This is a genomic window from Bordetella genomosp. 4, from assembly GCF_002261185.1.
Lineage (GTDB): Bacteria > Pseudomonadota > Gammaproteobacteria > Burkholderiales > Burkholderiaceae_B > Bordetella_A.
In genome coordinates this window covers 706895-723983 of the sequence record NZ_NEVQ01000013.1, presented here as the reverse complement: position 1 = coordinate 723983, position 17089 = coordinate 706895, and the positions used below count along the sequence as shown (strand labels likewise).

The following is a 17089-nucleotide window of genomic DNA, read 5'->3' as shown; positions in this document are numbered from 1 at the left end:
ATGGCTTATTGGGGCCAGGTTGATGCCCCCTGGAGCACCCCATGACAGAGCCCGCCACCCTCGAATTCCTGCCTGACGCCGATACCGAGATCAAACAACTCTTTATCCTGCTGCACGGTGTCGGTAGTACACCGCACAGCCTGGCGGCCTTGATTCAGGCTGTACGCACGGCATTTCCGGCGGCAGCGATTTTGGCGCCGGCGGGGTTTGAGCCCTATGACGGTGGGGGCGAGGGGCGCCAATGGTTTTCGGTGCGAGGAATCGACGAAGACAACCGCGCGGAACGTGTGGCCCGTGCTTTGCCGCCGTTGGTGGATTACGTCCGCGCCGCCCAGGCTCGATTTGGTCTATTGCAGTCCGATACCGCGCTGGCCGGTTTCTCGCAGGGGGCGATCATGTCGCTCGAGGCTGTACAGGCACATGATGGTCTGGCAGGGCGCGTGCTGGCATTTTCCGGCCGCTATGCCCAGCTACCTAAGGTCCCGCCGCAATACACCACGATCCATTTATTGCACGGGGCTGATGATCACGTGATGAACGTGTCGTATGCCCAAACGGCGCAGGCGTGGCTGGATTCTCTGCACGGGGATTGCACCATCGACGTGGCCAGCCGCGTCGGCCACGAACTGCATCCGGCCTTGATTCAACGCGGAATCGAGCGTCTGCAAACCTGCGTGCCGCTGCGCAGCTGGGAAGCCGCGCTGGGACTGGATCAGGCGCCGTCAAAGGGCGAGACGCTGCATTGATCCGATGTGCGGCACGCTCAGCCGTTCTGAGGGTGTCAACACAAAGCGTCGTCCAGGCAGCGCGCTCTCGTCGCGGTGCCTATCGCAGGCCTCGCGTGGCCACTTATCGCGGCGTCGATGCCGGTTGCGACACGGGTTGCACGGGCGCATCCTGCCACCCACCCCCCAGCGCCAGGAACACATCAATCTGATCGCCGCTCAGCGCAGCCTGCGAGGCCGCGAGCGCGCTCTCGTCCGTCGCCAGGGTACGCTGCGCATCCAGCACGTTCAGATAATCGGTTTTACCTGCATGAAATAGCTGCTCGGCTTGCTTGGCCGCGATGGCGCTTTGATTGCGTGCTTCTTGCAGCGCAGCGTGTCTATCGAGTTGCCGGGCATAGGCGACCAGCGCGCTTTCCGTTTCACGCAATGCACCCAACACCGTATCGTCGAAGTTGGCCAGTGCAGAACTCGCGACCGCTTTCGCTTGAGCGATTTGTGCCTGCGCAATGCCGGTATTGGGAATGGTCCAGGAAATCAACGGACCCACGCTCCAGCTATACGTGCCGCGTTCGCCTATCATCGTCATGGGGGCTGCGGACGAACCGGACAGTCCCAATGAAATCGTCGGATATAACGACGCTGTGGCCACGCCGATGCGCGCGGTAGCGGCGGCGAGCTTGCGTTCGGCTTCGCGGATATCGGGGCGGCGGCGCAATAGGGCAGCGCCGTCTCCGACCGGGATCGGTTGCGTCAGTTGTGGCGGCGTATGGCACGCCAATAGCGACGCAGGCATTTCGGCCGGTGTACGGCCGGTCAAGGCTGCCAGGCGATAGAGCGCCTGGCGTTGGCTGGCCTGAAAGGGCGGCAGGTTGGCTTGCAGTTGCTGTAATTGACTGCGTGCGCGTGTGACATCCAGCACGGTGCCGCGGCCGGCCTGCTGCAGGCGTTGTACCGCATTGAGCGAATCGCGCTGTACGGCGACGGAGCGCTGGGCCGAGGCGAGCTGCATGCCGCTGGCGCAGATGTCGGCATAGGCACGCGCCGTTTCCGCTACGACCGTCACGCGCGCGGCATCGTAGGCAGCCTGGGCGGCGGCTTCATCGCCCTCGGCGGCTTCGATGGTGCGGCGGATTCTGCCGGCGAGATCAATCTGGTAGCCAATACTGATGCCGCCCGAATACGACCAGCGATTCTTGGGACGCGTGTCCGGCGCCAGCACCGATACTCCCGACGAATGTCCGTAGGTGGCTGGTGACGCGTTCACGCCGATGGTGGGCTGTTGCGCGCCGCGGGCTTCTTCGGTCAGGGCCTGAGCGCGTTCCAGATTCGCCGCGGCCATACGCAAACTCGTATTGGCTTGCAGCGCCTGGCCGATCAGTTGGTCCAGCGTGGGGTCCTGGTATAACCGCCACCACGTGCCCGGCACTGCGTTCTGCTGAAAGACGGCCTCGTGAGATTGTTGAAACTCGCCAGCTGCGGCGGGACGATTTACCGCCGCGTCCTCTGGGACTTTGTAGTCGGGGCCCACTGCGGCGCAGCCGGCTATTGCCAGGGTGATGGCCAGTGCCAATGGGGTCAATACGCGAGAGGAAATCATTTTGGATCGATCTCCACTGTTGCGGTTTGCCCCGCCACCAGACGCACCCCCTCGGGAACTTGATCGATATGAATGCGCACCGGGATACGCTGCGCCAGACGGACCCAGTTGAAATTGGGATTCACATTGGGCAGCAGGTTGGCGCCTGTGCTGCGATCGCGATCCGCGATGCCCATTGAGATGCTTTCGACATGGCCCTGGATTTGGCGCGATTCGCCCATCAGGGTGACCGTGGCGGCGTCGCCCTCGTGGATGTGAACCAGTTTGGTTTCCTCGAAATAGCCTTCGACGTAGAACGAGTTCGCATCGATCATCGCCATGACGCCTCGGCCCGCCGTGACATAGGAGCCGGCGCGCAGATCCAGGTTGGTCACGCGGCCATCGACCATGGAGACCACGCGGCTGCGATCCAGATTCAGTTTGGCTGTATCGAGCTGGACGTGGGCTTCGGCCAGCGCGGCCTCGGCTTGTTGCAATTTGGCCTGGCTTTGTTCGACGTCCTCGGTCGAGACCAATGAGCCTAGCGAGCGATTGCGTTTGACGTCTCGTGCGGCTTGATCGCGGGCGACTTGCTGTGAGCGCAAGGCAGCCTCGGCCTGATTCAGCGCCAATTGGAAACGGGCGCGATCGATCTCAAAGAGGACATCTCCTTTTTTGATGTCCTGGTTATCGTGCACCGGAACGGCGGTCACCAGGCCGGATACATCAGGGGCGACCTGCACGACGTAGGCCTTGACGCGGCCGTCGCGTGTCCAGGGGTCCATTTCATAATGCACCCATAATTGCCAGCCGGCATAGACCGCCACGCAGACGGTCAATACCGTCACGAAGAATTTGCCTAGACGGCGAAAACGCGGCGAATTGAGGATTTTCATGGAACTACTGCTTGAATATATAAGGTGAAATCAGAAACACGCCATAGAGCAAGACCACATACAGCGCGACATCGAACAAGGCCGGATGCCATACCAGTCGATAAAAGCCGACACGTGCCAATACCCGGCGCACAACCCAGGACACACCCAGCGTGATCAGCCCCAGCACCAGAGGCCAGGGAAAATAAATGCCGTAAAAATTAAACTCGCCGATCATGATGCGTGGGCCGGCTGCAGAATGCCGGATTGATAGTCAGGGGCCTCAGGGAACAAGGCGCGGCGAACCCCGACCAGGGCCACGACGGCACGCTCGCGCGCCACGAGGGCGCCCGGGGACGCTGTGACACGCGCCAATGCGCGGTCGATGTTGTCGAGCAAGTTCGGGAAATCAGAGGCCTTGCGATGATGGGTTGCACGTTGACGGAAAAAGTCGGCCAAGCCTTTCAGTACCGGCCGAACACTGGGGTCAATCGCCGGCAGGATACGGCGGGCACGCTGCAATTCCGCAATGTCATTGCCCACGCGTAAATCTTTCAAGGCATCGTCGGCCAGATGATCGTCTGCGCGTTTGGCCAGCGACAAGCGCGGCTGCAGCATGCCGATCCGGTCCAGCATCCGCGCGGCATAGGCCGAGCGCGAGGGCACCTGGCTGGCGCTCGCCAATGCCACCAGTTCTTTCCAGTTGGCGATCTGGATGCGGCGTGCGCTGCGATCGGCACTGATGGTGCGGAAAATCGCGGCAATGATGGCTGCGGTCGCGACGCCCATGATTTGCGCCGTCATCGTATCGACAAACGACACCAGGTCGGCCGTGTTCGTATCATGCAACGCAAGCGTGCCCAAAAAACCGAACAGCAATGCCATGGCTTTGCCGGTGTAGGCCGGGCGGGGCAGTAGTACACCCAACGCCAATGCTACAGGCGCCATCACCAGCGCCAGCATTTCGAATGAATGGACCGCCGGCAAAATCCCCAGCAGATACAGCGCCGAGATGGGGATCGAGTAAATGGTGTAAGTCAAAAACTGCATGATGCCCGGCACGGGGTTGTCCTGTGCGGCAAAAAAGCAGCTGAAAATCGCCGCCATCATGACAGCGGTCGAGCCGTTGGTCCATGAGGTCTGGATCCAGAAAATGCAGCATACCGACACGGCCAAACCAGCGGCCAGTGCAGACAGCAAGGCCAAGCCATGGTCGCGGTGCATGGTCGAGCCGCTGCCAAAGCGCGCCTGGCGCCCGGACTGGCGGGGTACACCGGCCAGGCCGTCATGAATGTCCTGCCTCAGCGCCAGGCAGCGATCATAGCCGTCAACCAATTCACGCAAGCGATTCACCAGACTGACCATCAGCACATCGTGCCATTGAGAGGCAGGGCCGATCTCGGGGTTGAGCTCTGTCAGCGCAGTGCGCAGCGTATGCGCCTGCGAGCGATCGGCCTTGGGGCCCGCATCGACCCAGGCGGCAATGTCCTGCAGGATCGCGTTGACCGCGTCGGGTAGCGGTTGTCCGTCCTTTTGCAGAGCGTGCAAGCGATCGTCGACGGCTGACACCAATGGCGTCAGGGCTGCGATCTGATCCTGCATGGCGCGCACCGCGCCTGCTGTCCAACGGATATTGCCGGTATCGAACGGCACGTGGGTAGACAGCATCCGCAGTTGCGACAGATCCTCGGCCAGGACGCGGCGCTCTTTACCGCGCTGCACGGTCTCGCGATTGGTCAGGATGTCGTGGACCCAGTTGCGTGCATCGCGTACGGTGGCGTCCAGCCGGGCCATCAAGGGGCCGGCGATGCCGCGCGGGAAAATCAAACTATGAGCCAGCGTCGCACACACAATGCCCAGACAGATTTCCTCGACCCGGGCGAGCGCCGTATCGAATACCGTCAAGGGATCGGTGACGCTGGGAAAACCGATCATGGCGGCGGTGTAGCCCGCCAACATGAACAGGTACGAGCGCGGCGTGCGGTCAAGCACCGAGATATACAGGCATATACCTATCCATAGCGACATGGCCAGCACCATCAGCACGGGCTGGTTGGACAGGCGAGGGACCAGGTAGACAACGACTGCGCTGCCAAAGAATGTCCCGCCAAGCCGGAAAACCGCCTTTGAACGCACGGCGCCGGCCCATGGCTGCGACACGACATAGGCCGTCGTCATGGCCCAGAATGGACGCGGCAGCCCGATCGTGTACGACAGATAAAGCGCCGTGATGGCGCCTATGTAGCACTTGACCGAGAACAGCAGCTCGTTTGCATCGGGCAGTTTCATGGTCGATGTTCCTTTCGTACAGGAACGGCATCGTCGCGGCCTAGCGCTGTTTTTAGCGTGTCGAATACCCGCAGGCAAGCCTGCAAATCTTCGTGGCTCACATCCTTGAAAATTTGGCGGCGCAGCTTGACCAGGACGCCCTCGACTTGTTCGCGCAGGGCGTGGCCATCGGGAGTGAGATGGATGGTGCGGGCGCGGCGGTCATGAGGGTCCTCGCGGCGCTGGATCAGGCCTGAGGAGACCAATTGATCCAGCACGCGGACCAGCGAAGGCCCCTCGACACCGAGAGCCTCGGCCAGCGCGCCCTGGCGCACGCCATCGCCCAAGCGGCCCGTCAGGATGACGGGCCAGGCGGTCGCCTGTGACAAGCCATATTCAGACAGGGCGTTATCCGCTACGCTGCGATAAGCACGCGATAGCACCATGAGGCTGGCGGTGGTCGCCATGAGGCAGGAGTCGGTGTGTGGATTCGTCATATATGCATTGTATGCTATTTATTAGCATCCTATCAATATATTTGAGCGAAAATGTTTGGGTCCTTTTTGCCCCCGGGCCGCCCCAAGGCAAAGACGCCCCTTGGGGGGCAGCAAGCCGCAGGCGCAGCATGGGGGTTTTTACCGCTATTCAGGAGCGCTACTGTGAATAAACCATCCTCACCCCGGCTCGGCGCGCAGAGCGTACTGTCCGGCCTTGCCGGCTGGCGGGCGCATGCCGAGCGTGACGCCATTCAGAAAAGCTTTCAGTTCAAAGACTTCAACGCCGCCTTTGGTTTCATGGCACGCGTGGCCATGTATGCCGAAAAGCTCGATCACCATCCCGAATGGTTCAACGTGTACAACCGCGTTGACGTGGTCCTGTCCACCCATTCGGCTGATGGCGTGACCGAGTTGGATGTGCGCATGGCCCGCTTCATGAACGAGACGGCGGTATCCGTGGGGGTGGCTGCCGTGGGCGGCTGAAGACCTCTCTACTGAGACTCTCGCTCTTCATTACCCGAGATCCGAGCGTATTATTCCGTGGCGGCGGGGCACCGGTCAGGCAAGGCCCTATCAGGTCTGATCGCTGGCGATAATGATGAGCGCCCGCGCGGTCTTGCGGCCCTCGGCGCACAGGCTGTGTGGCAGATAGCCCGGAAAACGCACGCTATCGTCGCGTTCCAGCAGCACTGTATGTTCGCCGAAATGCACGCGGACGCGGCCTTCCAATACAAAAATCAACTCATCGCCGCCATGGTGGGCCACCGTGCGTTCGCCATGCGTGCCGACCTCTACCACCATAACCGACAGACCGCTGTTGCTGGCTCCCATGGTGATGGCTTCATAAGTATGTTCGCCCGGCTCCGTGTCTGACGAGCTCAATCGGTGCCGCTCGCCTGCACGCACGATATGGATTTCGTTTTTGGGATCGGCCTCGCCGAGCAGGGCGGAGAGCGGTGTCCCCAACACCGTCGCCACCGTATGCAGCGTGCCGACCGAGCCGAATTTTTCGCCGCGTTCCAGGCGCGACAGAAACCCCTTGTCCAAGCCGGTTTGCTCCGCTAGTGCTGTCAGCGTCAACTTGCGCTGGCGCCGTGTCGCCCGGATACGTAATCCCACTTGCTGAGCATCGGGGGGCGTGGCGGCTAGAGGTGGACGTTTGGGCGGCATGGAAAGACGGCAACTATCTCGGGCGAAAACGCGATGATGCCACTTTTAGGCGTGACGCACAGCGCGGCCTTGAGGGTTTCCCCTCGTTGCCTATAAAGGCAATTATTTGTACTTTGGGCAACATGTTGCCTATTAGGCAAAACGGACGGGATAGCCGATACGCGTTGTCTCTCCCCTGGAATCAACGGATATCAAGATGTCGGATTACGCTTTTCAAGATAAAGACGCCCTGCGCAGCCGTGTCGATCGCGAGATCGAATCGCGCGCGACGCCCTCGGCGAATTGGACCTCCGCGCAAAAAATGGCCCTGGCTTGCCGGATGCTGGCAGCGCAAGGCCATTGGCATGGCGGCCTGGCCGGTCAGATCACCTCGCGGGGCGATGAGCCTGGCACGATCTGGACCCTGCCTTTCGGGATCGGCGCCGACGAGGCGCGTGCGAGCGAGCTGATTCTGATCGACGAAGACATCAATCCTCTGGACGGCAAATCGCTGCCGAATCCGGCCAATCGTTTCCACGCCTGGATTTATCGCCATCGCCCGGAAGTCCAATGCATTGTGCACACGCATCCTCCCGCCGTGTCGGCGCTGTCGATGGTGGGCGAGCCGCTGGTGGTGGCACACATGGATGCCACGCCTTTCTTTGATGATTGCGCCTATCTGCCCGAGTGGCCGGGCTTGCCCATCGGCGATGACGAAGGCGAAATCATCTCCAAGGCATTAGGCAACAAGCGCGCGATCCTGTTGGCGAATCACGGCCTGCTTACGGCCGGCAAATCGGTCGAGGAAGCCACGGTGATGGCGATCTGGCTGGAACAAGTCGCCGCGCTGCAATTGCGCGCGCGGGCGATCGGGCCAGTCAAATCCGTGCCCGCTGACCGCGCCCGCGAATCCCACGATTTTCTGGTCAAGCCCAAGATACTGGAGCTGACTTTCGCCTATTTCGCCCGTCGCGCCTTGCGCGAGGCGCCTGACTGTCTCGACTAAGAGGAGCTTTGCCATGCAACGCCGCCGTTTCCTAACTTTGGCAGGGGCGGGTGGGGCCCTATTGTCTGCGCCTGTCGTGGCGCAAGAGGCTCCCGCCATCAATTGGCGTATGCCCAGCAGTTTTCCACGGTCCCTGGACACCGTCTGGGGAGCTGCGGAATACCTGACTAAGCGCGTTTCCGATCTGACGGACGGGAAATTCACGATCCGAGGATTCCCTGCAGGCGAGATCGTGCCGCCATTACAGGTGCTGGACGCTGTGCAGAACGGCACGACGGAGTGCGGGCATACGGCGGGTTTTTATTATCTCGGTAAAGAGCCTGCCTTGGCATTCGATACCGGGGTTCCGTTCGGGTTGACGCCACGTCAGCAGATGGCGTGGCTCTTGCATGGCGGAGGTGGCGCATTGATGGACGAGTTGTATGCGCGCTTCAATGCTTTGGCGATTCCTTGCGGGAATACGGGCGCGCAGATGGGAGGCTGGTTTCGCAAGGAAATCAAGACAGTCGACGATCTGAAGGGACTGCGGATACGCACGCCCGGCATGCTGAGCATGGTGTACGAAAAACTCGGCGCCATTCCGCAGCAGGTCGCGGGCAGCGATATTTATCCCGCGATGGAAAAGGGGGCGCTGGACGCAGTGGAGTTTGTCGGGCCATACGACGACGAGAAACTGGGCTTTGCCAAGGTCGCGAGCTACTACTACGGTCCTGGTGTGATGGAACTGGGAGCGAACCTGTGCCTGGCGATCAATCGCGACAGCTGGGCCAAACTGCCGCCTCGCTACCAAGAGGCATTGCGTGCCGCCAGCGCCATGGCAGCGGACGATTTACTGGCCAAATATGACGCCAACAATATCGTGGCGCTCAAGCGCCTGGTCGGGCAGGGCGTCAAGCTGAAAGCCTGGCCGCGCGAGGTCATGCATGCGATGCAAAGCGCGACCAAACAGGTCCTGGAAGACTACGCAGCCAAGAGCCCGCAGTTCGCCAAGGTCTTTGCCTCGTGGCGGGAGTTTCGGGCGGATCAACTGCTGTGGAACAGCGTGAACGATGGCGCGGCCGAAAACTATCTGATGGCAACGCGAGAGAAAGGCCTGTGAGAAGGAGGCTTCAGCCCTCGCAATCCGCCCAGCAATTAGGCGTCTCGTACAGGCGCACACGGCTCAGGCGCAGTTGTGCGCCATAGTGCCCATGATAGTGCGGCGCCAGGGTGCGAAAGACAATGCTGGCCAGGTTTTCGACCGTGGGGATGCAGTCCAGCACCACGGTCTTGTGGCCCGGCAGCGTGTCCAGAAAGCCGCGCACCGTCTCATCGCCGCGATACACCAGAAAGGCATGATCCCAGGGGTCGACGATATGCTGCTTGGCGATGGATTTGATTTCCGAAAAATCCATCACCATGCCGTTGTCGGATTCCCCCGGTGCATCGACGATATCGCCGGTGAGCGTGACCTCCAGGACGTAGCGATGGCCATGCAGGTTGCGGCATTGGCTGCGGTGATCGGGGATGCGATGCCCGGCATCGAATTCCAGCTTGCGAGTCACTGAGATCATCGCAAGCCTCGCTGGGCGTGAGGGGTCATCATTAAGGAATGCCTATGTATTTATGGGTTTGCAGGCTGAGCCGCCATTGCGGGTGCTGCAAACAGTACTGAACGGCCTGCTCGGTGTTCGCGGCGCGCGCCGGCCCATCCATGGGCTGCAGGAAAAAATGCTCGAAATCCAGGTGAGCGTAGGTTTCGGGCAATGCATTGGCTTGAGGGTAGACCAGCTTGAGCTCGTGGCCGCGTTCGATCACGACGGGCGCAGTGCCTTTGGGGCTGACACAGATCCAGTCGATGCCCGGGGGCGGCGGCAGCGTGCCGTTGGTTTCGATGGCGACGGTAAAGCCGTGCGCGTGCACGGCCTCGAGCAAGGCCTCGTCGAGCTGCAACAGCGGTTCGCCGCCGGTAAAGACAACGTAGCGGTCCTTGGTATCCGGGCCCCATGTCGCCGCGATGGTATCGGCGAGCAGGGCGGCCGTGGCGAATTTGCCGCCACCCTCGCCATTAGTGCCGACGAAATCCGTGTCACAGAACGTACAGGCGGCACTAGCCCGGTCGGCCTCGCGGCCCGACCAGAGATTGCAGCCGGCGAATCGGCAGAACACGGCGGCACGCCCCGCCTGGGCGCCTTCGCCTTGCAGGGTTTTGAAGATTTCTTTGGCGGAATAAGTCATGCGAGAACGGCATGGGCCGATCTAGGGTAATCCAGTATTTTACCGGGTTATGCGAAAACCTCGCGGTTCAAGCCCGAAGCCGGCTGCTGTTGCGCACGACCAACTCGCAGGGCACGTGATGGACGGTGGGGGCAGTGATCTCCCCCGCAGCGTTTTGCATGGCAGTCACTAGCGTGGCGGCGGCTTGCTCGCCGATTTTGTAGGGTTGCGTGCGTACCGTGGTCAGTCCGGGTTCGACTATGCTGGCCAGCGGGACATCGCCAAAGCCTGCGATCGCGCAGTCGCGCGGTATGGATAGACCCAATGTAGGCGCGCGCAACAGTGCCGTCAGCGCCAGATGATCGTGCGCAAAGATGACGGCCTCGGGGCGTTGCTCTGCGGGTTCCTGGGCCAACCGTGTCGCGTGAGCCAAGCCCGCCGCGTAGTCATCGTCAGCCGCGACGCGCACGATGTCGCTGCTGAGCCCCGCCTGCTGCATGGCCTGTGAATAGCCTTGCGCCCGCCGTTCGGCGCGCGTGTCCTGCGTGCCGTGCGCGCCATGCGCCATGGCAAAGCGGATGCGCCGCGCGCCTTGCTGCAGGAAATGCTCGGCCAGCATCAGCCCGACATCGTGCTGAGAAAAACCGACTTGGTGATACGGGCGGCCTTCGAGTATTTCCCAGGCCTCTACGATAGGGATCTGCAAGGTCTGCAGCAGGCTGTCGATGGCAGGGGCGTGATCGCCACGAGTCAATATGAGGCCGCTGGGGTGCCATCCCACAAAGGCACGAATCGCGCGTGATTCAGTGTCCACCGAATACTCGGTATTGGCCAGCAGCAATTGCAATCCTTGCGCCTCGAGCGCATCGGTCATTCCCCGTACCATCTGGGCGAACGTAGGGCTGCTGACGTTCTGCATGATCGCACCGACAGGGCCGCCATGAGTCGAGGCGAGCCGCCGCGCGATCTGATTGGGGGCATAGCCGGTCTGGGCGATGACGGCATCGATGCGCTCGCGCAGCTTTTGCGAGACCTTATGCGGCGCATTGAAATAGCGTGACGCGGTGACAGATGAGACGCCGGCCAGGGCGGCCACGTCATGGATCGTGTAATGACCCAGTTTGGGACGGGTGCGGGACCGTGGCTGAGATTCCGCGGGGGGATCGGCCGCTTGGTCAGAGTCAGGAGAGGGCGGGGGTGCTTGCGTCATAGGACGGAACTATACCGCTTGCATGTGCAAAATGATACCGGTACCATAACAAATGAAACCGGTATCATTTGATCCGGAAGCAGATAACGACAACCCTGAATCTGGCAGACAGGAGACAAACCATGACGATCTCGCGCCTAGGCTGCGCCGTTTTTTCCGCGGTGGCGTTGGCCGCCGTGCCGCTTGCCCACGCGGCGGACTATCCGCAGAAACCCGTCACGTTGGTGGTGCCGCAGCCTCCCGGCGGCGCTGCCGATGCAGTGGCCCGGCCGTTCGCGCAGGCCTTGGCCGCCCGGCTTGGCCAACCTGTCGTGGTCGAGAACCGGGCGGGGGCAAACGGCAACATCGCGGCGGCCTATGTGGCGCAGCGTCCGGCCGATGGCTACACCATTTTCTACGGCTCGATCAGCACGCTGGCGGTCAATCCGCATCTCTATAAATCGCCGGGCTTTGATCCGTTTAAGGATTTTCAGCCGATTACGCTGACGAACCAGACGCCGAACGTACTGGTGGTCGGTGCTCAGACGCCATACAAATCGGTGGCCGATGTGGTCAAGGCGGCAAAGGCTGAACCTGGTCAATTGGCGTTTGGTTCTGCCGGTAACGGCAACACCATGCATTTGACCGGCCTGCAGTTCGAGGCCAGTACGGGAACCAAATTGGTACATGTGCCGTACAAGGGCGGGCCAGCCGCCCTGACCGATGTCATGGGCGGACAGATTCCCATGATGTTCCACAATCTGTCGGCGGTGTTGCCGGTGGCGCAAGCGGGCAAGGTGCGCATTCTGGCAGTAGCCGATGAGAAGCGCTCGCCGCTGGCGCCCGACGTCCCGACGATGGCGGAGGCCGGCGCGCCTGGCACCGTGCAGATCGCGTGGAGCGGCATGTTGGTGCGTAGCGGTACGCCAGCGCCCATCGTCGATCGGCTGCACAAAGAAATGGTCGCCATTCTCGCCACGCCGGAGTTTCGCAAACCGCAAGAGGCCCAAGGCAGTGAAATCCTGTCGTCCACACCCCAGGAATTCGAGGCGCGCCTGAAAGCCGATTCCCAACGCATGGCCGAGGTCATCAAGGCCGGCAACGTACACATCGATTGATTTTCTATTCTCCTATGCCTAGCCCTAATCTTTTCAAACGTGCCTTGCAGGCGCGCCAGGCACAGATCGGCCTGTGGTCGACGCTGCCGTTTCCCATGGTATCCGAGCTCATCGCAGGCGCCGGTTTTGATTGGCTGCTGATCGATACCGAGCACACGCCCAGTGATCCCATTGTGGTTCAGCAGCTATTGCAGGCCGTCGCCGCGGAACATGATCGGCCCGCATCCGCCGTCGTGCGGCCCGCGTGGAATGACACGGTGCTGATCAAGCGGCATCTCGATGTGGGAGCGCAGTCGCTGTTGCTGCCTTTTGTGCAAAACCGCGATGAGGCCGAGGCGGCGGTGGCGGCGACGCGTTATCCGCCGCGAGGCGTGCGCGGGATGGGAGGCTCGATGCGAGGTTCGCGTTTTGGCCGGGACACGAATTACGTGCAAGAGGCCGAACGCGAGCTTTGCGTGTTGGTGCAGATCGAGACCATGGAGGCGTTGGATCAGTTGGAGCAGATTGCTTCGGTTGATGGCATCGATGGGGTATTCATCGGTCCCGCGGATTTGTCAGCCAGTATGGGCGTTCCTGGAGAGTTGCATCATCCCAAGGTGCGTGCAGCGATTGACAGCGCCATCCCCCGCATTCTCGCTTGTGGAAAAGCGCCGGGTATATTGATGCTGGACGAGCCCCGCGCCCGCGAATGCCTGGATTTGGGCGCCTTGTTTGTCGCTGTGGCGACGGATCAAGTACTGCTGCGCAAGGCCTGCGATGAGACGGCAGCCCGGTTCGCGAAACGCGGCGCCGATGTGACGCCTGCCACCTATTAACCTGATCGGCCTCGATTATCTGATCGTCCCCATGACCACACCCAAACGCAAGACACCAGAAACGCTGCGCAGCCACCGTTGGTTCGCCAGCGACGACATCCGCGGTTTCGCGCACCGCCAGCGTATGCAGCAACAGGGCCTGAACCGTGAGGAATTCATGGGACGGCCAGTGATTGGCATCATCAACACCTGGAGCGATTTATCTCCGTGCCACGCGCATTTGCGCGAGCGCGCCGAAGCAGTCAAGCGCGGTGTTTTGCAGGCGGGCGGTTATCCGCTGGAACTGCCTGCACTGAGCCTGGGCGAAGTGATGGTCAAGCCCACCACCATGCTGTATCGCAATTTGCTATCGGTAGAGTGCGAGGAGTTGTTGCGCAGCCTGCCTATAGACGGCGCCGTGCTGATGGGAGGCTGCGACAAGACACCGCCTGCGTTGGTGATGGGCGCGTTGTCGATGGACTTGCCCGTCATTTTCATGCCGGCGGGCCCGATGTTGAACGACCGGTATCGCGGCGAAGCCGTAGGCGCCGGCACGCATACTAAAAAGTTCTTTGCCGAGTACACCATTGGCGCCATCGACAAATCGGAATGGGTAGCCATGGAGTCGCGCATGACGCGCAGCGTGGGGACCTGCAACACCATGGGAACGGCCAGCACCATGACTGCCATCGTCGAGGCTCTGGGACTATCGCTGCCGGGCTCGATGGCGATTCCGGCGGTGGACGCTGCACATACGCGCATGGCATGGCAGTGCGGCCATCGCGCGGTTGAAATGGTGTGGGAGGACTTGAAACCCTCGCGGATTTGCACGGCTGCGGCATTTCGCAATGCCGTGGTGACCTATGTCGCCCTGGGCGGCTCGACCAATGCCGCGGTGCATTTACCCGCCATGGCGGGCAGGGCTGGGATCGAGTTGAATCTGGACGAAATCGACGCGATTGCGCGAGACGTTCCGGTGATCGCTAATCTTTATCCATCGGGCACGCGCCTGATGGAGGATTTTTTCTACGCGGGTGGATTGCCGACGGTATTGCGCAAGGTGGCTGCACATCTGGATCTGTCCACGTTGACCTGTACCGGCCGCACCCTGGGTGAAAACCTCGCAGACTGGCCAGAGGTCGAGGAGGACGGCACGATCCTGGACCCTGCGGCGCCGCTCAAGCAGGGCGTAGGAGATTGCGCCGAGGCCGGTCTGGCGATGGCTGTGGTACGTGGCAACCTTGCTCCCGACGGCGCGGTCATCAAGCCTTCGGCAGCGAGCCCGCATCTCTTGCGCCATACCGGTCCGGCGCTGGTATTCGATTCGAACGCCGAGATGTTCGAGGCTATGGCGGACCCCGATCTGGATGTGGACGAGAACACGGTCCTGGTGCTGCGCAACGGCGGACCCATCGGCGGGCCTGGCATGCCGGAATGGGGCAATCTGCCGATTCCCAAAAAGCTCCTGCAAAAAGGCGTACGCGACATGCTGCGTATTTCCGATTCGCGGATGAGCGGCACGCATTACGGTACTTGCGTGCTGCACGTCTCGCCCGAATCAGCCATCGGCGGGCCGCTGGCGTTGTTGCGCACGGGCGATATGGTCCGATTGGACATTGGCGCGCGCAGCCTGGATATGCTGGTGTCCGACGAAGAGCTGGCTGAACGCCGTCGCCAATGGTCGCCGCCGCCTCAGCCGTATACGCGCGGCTTTACGCGCATCTATCAAAACGAGGTGACGCAGGCCCATCTGGGGTGCGACTTTGCCAGTCTGTCAGGCAATGACCCTACGCCGGAGCCTCCTATCCATTAATGCGTGCGGGTATTGCGCTCGATCCGATAAGCAGCAGAATGTGATCGATACTTCACAAAACCGGAAAATAACGATGAAATGTGAGCTGTAGCTCTCATTTTGATCCAGCGCGGCGATGGATGTGTCCTTTGCCGCGCTGATTTTCTATTCATGTATCACATTCAAGACGACCTATACCTCGACGAGCGCGATATCGAGTTCGGCATGATCCGCGCCCAGGGGGCGGGCGGCCAGAACGTCAACAAGGTCTCCAGCGCGGTGCATCTGCGGTTTGATGTGCGGGCATCGAGCTTGCCCGATCACATCAAGGACGCGCTGTGCGAGTTGCCGGATCGGCGTGTGTCGAAAGACGGCGTCATCGTGATCAAAGCACAGGCCTACCGCAGCCAGGAAAAAAATCGCGCCGAGGCGCTGGAGCGCCTGGCGGAGATGGTGCGCGCAGCGGCTCGGCCAGTAAAGGCTCGGCGGCCAACGCGACCGACACGCGCGTCGCAGCAGCGCAGGGTGCAGCGCAAGGTACTACACGGAGAAATCAAGCGCCTGCGCGGGAGAGTGACGGGCGACTGAGCGGCAACGGCGGTTTATGCCTGCCAACTGAACGTCAAATCGCTATCACCCACCGGTTCGCCATTCGGACTGTAGCGGCGTTCGTGCAGTTCACCACGGCCATCCGCGTGCAAGGCCAACACGGTCGAGGCGCGCGTGCCGTAGTTGGGGCTGACGATAAAGGGGCTGCTGAGCAGGCGTTCGCGGTCCAACGGAATGCCAGTCGCCGGTAGATCTGCGTCGTCGGCAGGCGTGCGGTCAAAGAGATTGGCGTAGAGCGCGGGCACGTCGGGTTGCGGCGTGGCCTGCAATATGCGTTCAAAGCCGATCTTGGTACGCGTGAGTTTGGGCCAGGGCGTATCCAGCAGATGGTTCGAGAGGGCATAGATCCCCGGCGGCAGCGCACGCGGTGCGCCGTCGCGATTGCTGAGATAACAGGCGCCGGCGATGTCGCCTACGATCAGGTTGAATCCGTTGTAGAGAGCATCGCGCTCATGCACCGCGGCGAGATAGTCGGCCGGGCTGGCGTCGCTGCGTAGAAAGTCTTCGACCAACGCGCCACGCGACGGGGCGTCGTTCAGCACGTGCTGCGGATCGCGAAAATTGGTGACGATGGCGTAGCGGCCGTGTTCGTTCACGCCCATCCAGGTGCCGCCCGCGCGCAGATCACGGCCCGCATAGATGCGGGGCTCGCCGGGCCACATTGATGCTGCTTGAGCCGGACGCTCGTGAAACTCATCGCGATTGGAGGCAATGAGAACGGGAATGCCGGTGAGGTGGTGGAGGGCAAGTACGGCGAGACACATGGGATGATTCAGTGAGGTGAAAGAGTCAGCGTGCGTCGTCAGCCATGCACAAAAGCCGCCTGTACCGGCTGCGCCAGACGAAAATAATCCTCTGTGCGCATGATGATGGATGCGTCTAATCGTCCTGCGTTGAAAACAATTTCGTCATGCCGTTCGCGCAGCGAAGGATCTACCAATAGCGATAGTTCGTCGTTGAACGAGAAAGGAGGAATGGCGCCGATTTCGCAGCCTGTGAGCTCGCGCGCGAGGTCTTGTGAAGCCAGCGAGGCCTTTTTACCGCCAGCTGCTAAAGCAATGGCGGCCAGATCGGCTTGTTTATCGGCCGGAAAAACCGCCAAGACATTTTTGCGCTGATTAGACGTGATCTTGACGCGGCAAACCAGTGCCTTGGCGCCTTGACTGACGGCAGTGCCGCGGATGACGGCGACTTCTTCGGATTTGCCCGCAGGCTCGTGGCGTAGGAGGCGATAGGAAATCTGGTGATCGGTCAGCAGGGTTTGCAGTTGCTGAAATACATCCATGGCAAGT

Annotated in this window: 19 protein-coding genes; 8 read left to right on the top strand and 11 right to left on the bottom strand. The window is 61.3% G+C overall.

Going from position 1 to position 17089, the window contains the following annotated elements:
- Nucleotides 1-41: 41 nt before the first annotated feature.
- Nucleotides 42-746: an esterase gene (ypfH, locus tag CAL20_RS13580; RefSeq protein ID WP_094821667.1), complete on the top strand. Its 705-nt coding sequence runs from the start codon at nt 42-44 to the stop codon at nt 744-746.
- A 103-nt stretch (nt 747-849) separates the two neighbouring features.
- Here the strand turns inward: ypfH and CAL20_RS13575 are convergent, their stop codons facing one another.
- From CAL20_RS13575 to CAL20_RS13555, 5 genes are read right to left on the bottom strand one after another with little or no spacing between them, the layout of a single operon-like run.
- On the bottom strand, nt 850-2322 hold the full coding sequence (locus tag CAL20_RS13575; RefSeq protein ID WP_094822101.1) for an efflux transporter outer membrane subunit: 1473 nt from the start codon (nt 2320-2322) through the stop codon (nt 850-852).
- Nucleotides 2322-3200: an efflux RND transporter periplasmic adaptor subunit gene (locus tag CAL20_RS13570; RefSeq protein WP_094838124.1), complete on the bottom strand. Its 879-nt coding sequence runs from the start codon at nt 3198-3200 to the stop codon at nt 2322-2324. The genes CAL20_RS13575 and CAL20_RS13570 overlap by 1 nt, the downstream gene beginning before the upstream one ends.
- 4 nt (nt 3201-3204) lie before the next feature.
- Nucleotides 3205-3417 (bottom strand): DUF1656 domain-containing protein, encoded by a 213-nt coding sequence (locus CAL20_RS13565; RefSeq protein ID WP_094838123.1) that lies wholly within the window; start codon nt 3415-3417, stop codon nt 3205-3207.
- Complete coding sequence (locus CAL20_RS13560; RefSeq protein ID WP_094838122.1) at nt 3414-5468, bottom strand: FUSC family protein; 2055 nt, start codon at nt 5466-5468, stop codon at nt 3414-3416. Before CAL20_RS13560 ends, CAL20_RS13565 begins: the two co-directional genes overlap by 4 nt.
- On the bottom strand, nt 5465-5944 hold the full coding sequence (locus CAL20_RS13555) for a MarR family winged helix-turn-helix transcriptional regulator (RefSeq protein WP_256981486.1): 480 nt from the start codon (nt 5942-5944) through the stop codon (nt 5465-5467). Before CAL20_RS13555 ends, CAL20_RS13560 begins: the two co-directional genes overlap by 4 nt.
- A 162-nt stretch (nt 5945-6106) precedes the next feature.
- Between CAL20_RS13555 and CAL20_RS13550 the strand changes: the two genes are divergently transcribed.
- Nucleotides 6107-6427, top strand: coding sequence for a 4a-hydroxytetrahydrobiopterin dehydratase (locus CAL20_RS13550; protein WP_256981485.1), 321 nt, complete (start codon nt 6107-6109; stop codon nt 6425-6427).
- A gap of 90 nt (nt 6428-6517) precedes the next feature.
- Here the strand turns inward: CAL20_RS13550 and CAL20_RS13545 are convergent, their stop codons facing one another.
- A complete protein-coding gene (locus CAL20_RS13545; protein ID WP_094821661.1) occupies nt 6518-7114 on the bottom strand; it encodes a helix-turn-helix domain-containing protein in 597 nt (198 codons plus the stop codon).
- 196 nt (nt 7115-7310) lie between these two features.
- Here CAL20_RS13545 and CAL20_RS13540 point away from each other — a divergent pair, with 196 nt between their 5' ends.
- Complete coding sequence (locus CAL20_RS13540; protein ID WP_094821660.1) at nt 7311-8099, top strand: aldolase; 789 nt, start codon at nt 7311-7313, stop codon at nt 8097-8099.
- Nucleotides 8100-8112: 13 nt separating this feature from the next.
- Complete coding sequence (locus CAL20_RS13535) at nt 8113-9198, top strand: TRAP transporter substrate-binding protein (protein WP_094821659.1); 1086 nt, start codon at nt 8113-8115, stop codon at nt 9196-9198.
- 10 nt (nt 9199-9208) lie between these two features.
- Here the strand turns inward: CAL20_RS13535 and queD are convergent, their stop codons facing one another.
- The 3 genes from queD to CAL20_RS13520 all read right to left on the bottom strand — a co-directional run bounded on the left by queD (nt 9209) and on the right by CAL20_RS13520 (nt 11505).
- A complete protein-coding gene (gene queD, locus CAL20_RS13530) occupies nt 9209-9652 on the bottom strand; it encodes a 6-carboxytetrahydropterin synthase QueD (protein ID WP_094821658.1) in 444 nt (147 codons plus the stop codon).
- Nucleotides 9653-9683: 31 nt separating this feature from the next.
- Nucleotides 9684-10316, bottom strand: coding sequence for a 7-carboxy-7-deazaguanine synthase (queE, locus tag CAL20_RS13525; RefSeq protein ID WP_094821657.1), 633 nt, complete (start codon nt 10314-10316; stop codon nt 9684-9686).
- Nucleotides 10317-10383: 67 nt separating this feature from the next.
- The gene (locus tag CAL20_RS13520) at nt 10384-11505 is read right to left on the bottom strand and encodes a LacI family DNA-binding transcriptional regulator (protein WP_094838119.1); all 1122 of its coding nucleotides are present in this window, start codon (nt 11503-11505) and stop codon (nt 10384-10386) included.
- A gap of 122 nt (nt 11506-11627) precedes the next feature.
- On the opposite strand from CAL20_RS13520, the gene CAL20_RS13515 reads away from it, so the two are divergent.
- The 4 genes from CAL20_RS13515 to arfB all read left to right on the top strand — a co-directional run bounded on the left by CAL20_RS13515 (nt 11628) and on the right by arfB (nt 15776).
- On the top strand, nt 11628-12602 hold the full coding sequence (locus CAL20_RS13515; RefSeq protein ID WP_094821655.1) for a Bug family tripartite tricarboxylate transporter substrate binding protein: 975 nt from the start codon (nt 11628-11630) through the stop codon (nt 12600-12602).
- Between the two features lie 14 nt (nt 12603-12616).
- Nucleotides 12617-13417, top strand: a complete 801-nt coding sequence (locus CAL20_RS13510; protein ID WP_094821654.1) for an HpcH/HpaI aldolase family protein — start codon at nt 12617-12619, stop codon at nt 13415-13417.
- Nucleotides 13418-13448: 31 nt separating this feature from the next.
- Nucleotides 13449-15209 carry an IlvD/Edd family dehydratase gene (locus CAL20_RS13505; protein WP_094821653.1) on the top strand — a complete coding sequence of 587 codons (1761 nt, stop codon included), beginning with the start codon at nt 13449-13451 and terminating at the stop codon, nt 15207-15209.
- A 150-nt stretch (nt 15210-15359) separates the two neighbouring features.
- The gene (gene arfB / locus CAL20_RS13500) at nt 15360-15776 is read left to right on the top strand and encodes an alternative ribosome rescue aminoacyl-tRNA hydrolase ArfB (RefSeq protein ID WP_094821652.1); all 417 of its coding nucleotides are present in this window, start codon (nt 15360-15362) and stop codon (nt 15774-15776) included.
- Nucleotides 15777-15790: 14 nt separating this feature from the next.
- Here arfB and CAL20_RS13495 read toward each other — a convergent pair whose 3' ends face one another.
- Nucleotides 15791-16561 (bottom strand): NRDE family protein, encoded by a 771-nt coding sequence (locus CAL20_RS13495; RefSeq protein WP_094821651.1) that lies wholly within the window; start codon nt 16559-16561, stop codon nt 15791-15793.
- 38 nt (nt 16562-16599) lie between these two features.
- Entirely contained in the window at nt 16600-17082 is a 483-nt protein-coding gene (locus CAL20_RS13490) for a YbaK/prolyl-tRNA synthetase associated domain-containing protein (protein ID WP_094821650.1), read from the bottom strand.
- Nucleotides 17083-17089 lie beyond the last annotated feature (7 nt).

Coding starts and splice junctions, on each gene's coding strand:
- CAL20_RS13540 (WP_094821660.1), top strand. CDS start 7,311: ATGTCGGATTACGCTTTTCAAGATAAAGACGCCCTGCGCAGCCGTGTC.
- CAL20_RS13565 (WP_094838123.1), bottom strand. CDS start 3,417: ATGATCGGCGAGTTTAATTTTTACGGCATTTATTTTCCCTGGCCTCTG.
- CAL20_RS13490 (WP_094821650.1), bottom strand. CDS start 17,082: ATGGATGTATTTCAGCAACTGCAAACCCTGCTGACCGATCACCAGATT.
- queE (WP_094821657.1), bottom strand. CDS start 10,316: ATGACTTATTCCGCCAAAGAAATCTTCAAAACCCTGCAAGGCGAAGGC.
- ypfH (WP_094821667.1), top strand. CDS start 42: ATGACAGAGCCCGCCACCCTCGAATTCCTGCCTGACGCCGATACCGAG.
- CAL20_RS13560 (WP_094838122.1), bottom strand. CDS start 5,468: ATGAAACTGCCCGATGCAAACGAGCTGCTGTTCTCGGTCAAGTGCTAC.
- CAL20_RS13555 (WP_256981486.1), bottom strand. CDS start 5,944: ATGACGAATCCACACACCGACTCCTGCCTCATGGCGACCACCGCCAGC.
- queD (WP_094821658.1), bottom strand. CDS start 9,652: ATGATCTCAGTGACTCGCAAGCTGGAATTCGATGCCGGGCATCGCATC.
- CAL20_RS13570 (WP_094838124.1), bottom strand. CDS start 3,200: ATGAAAATCCTCAATTCGCCGCGTTTTCGCCGTCTAGGCAAATTCTTC.
- CAL20_RS13505 (WP_094821653.1), top strand. CDS start 13,449: ATGACCACACCCAAACGCAAGACACCAGAAACGCTGCGCAGCCACCGT.
- CAL20_RS13520 (WP_094838119.1), bottom strand. CDS start 11,505: ATGACGCAAGCACCCCCGCCCTCTCCTGACTCTGACCAAGCGGCCGAT.
- CAL20_RS13510 (WP_094821654.1), top strand. CDS start 12,617: ATGCCTAGCCCTAATCTTTTCAAACGTGCCTTGCAGGCGCGCCAGGCA.
- CAL20_RS13545 (WP_094821661.1), bottom strand. CDS start 7,114: ATGCCGCCCAAACGTCCACCTCTAGCCGCCACGCCCCCCGATGCTCAG.
- arfB (WP_094821652.1), top strand. CDS start 15,360: ATGTATCACATTCAAGACGACCTATACCTCGACGAGCGCGATATCGAG.
- CAL20_RS13515 (WP_094821655.1), top strand. CDS start 11,628: ATGACGATCTCGCGCCTAGGCTGCGCCGTTTTTTCCGCGGTGGCGTTG.
- CAL20_RS13495 (WP_094821651.1), bottom strand. CDS start 16,561: ATGTGTCTCGCCGTACTTGCCCTCCACCACCTCACCGGCATTCCCGTT.
- CAL20_RS13535 (WP_094821659.1), top strand. CDS start 8,113: ATGCAACGCCGCCGTTTCCTAACTTTGGCAGGGGCGGGTGGGGCCCTA.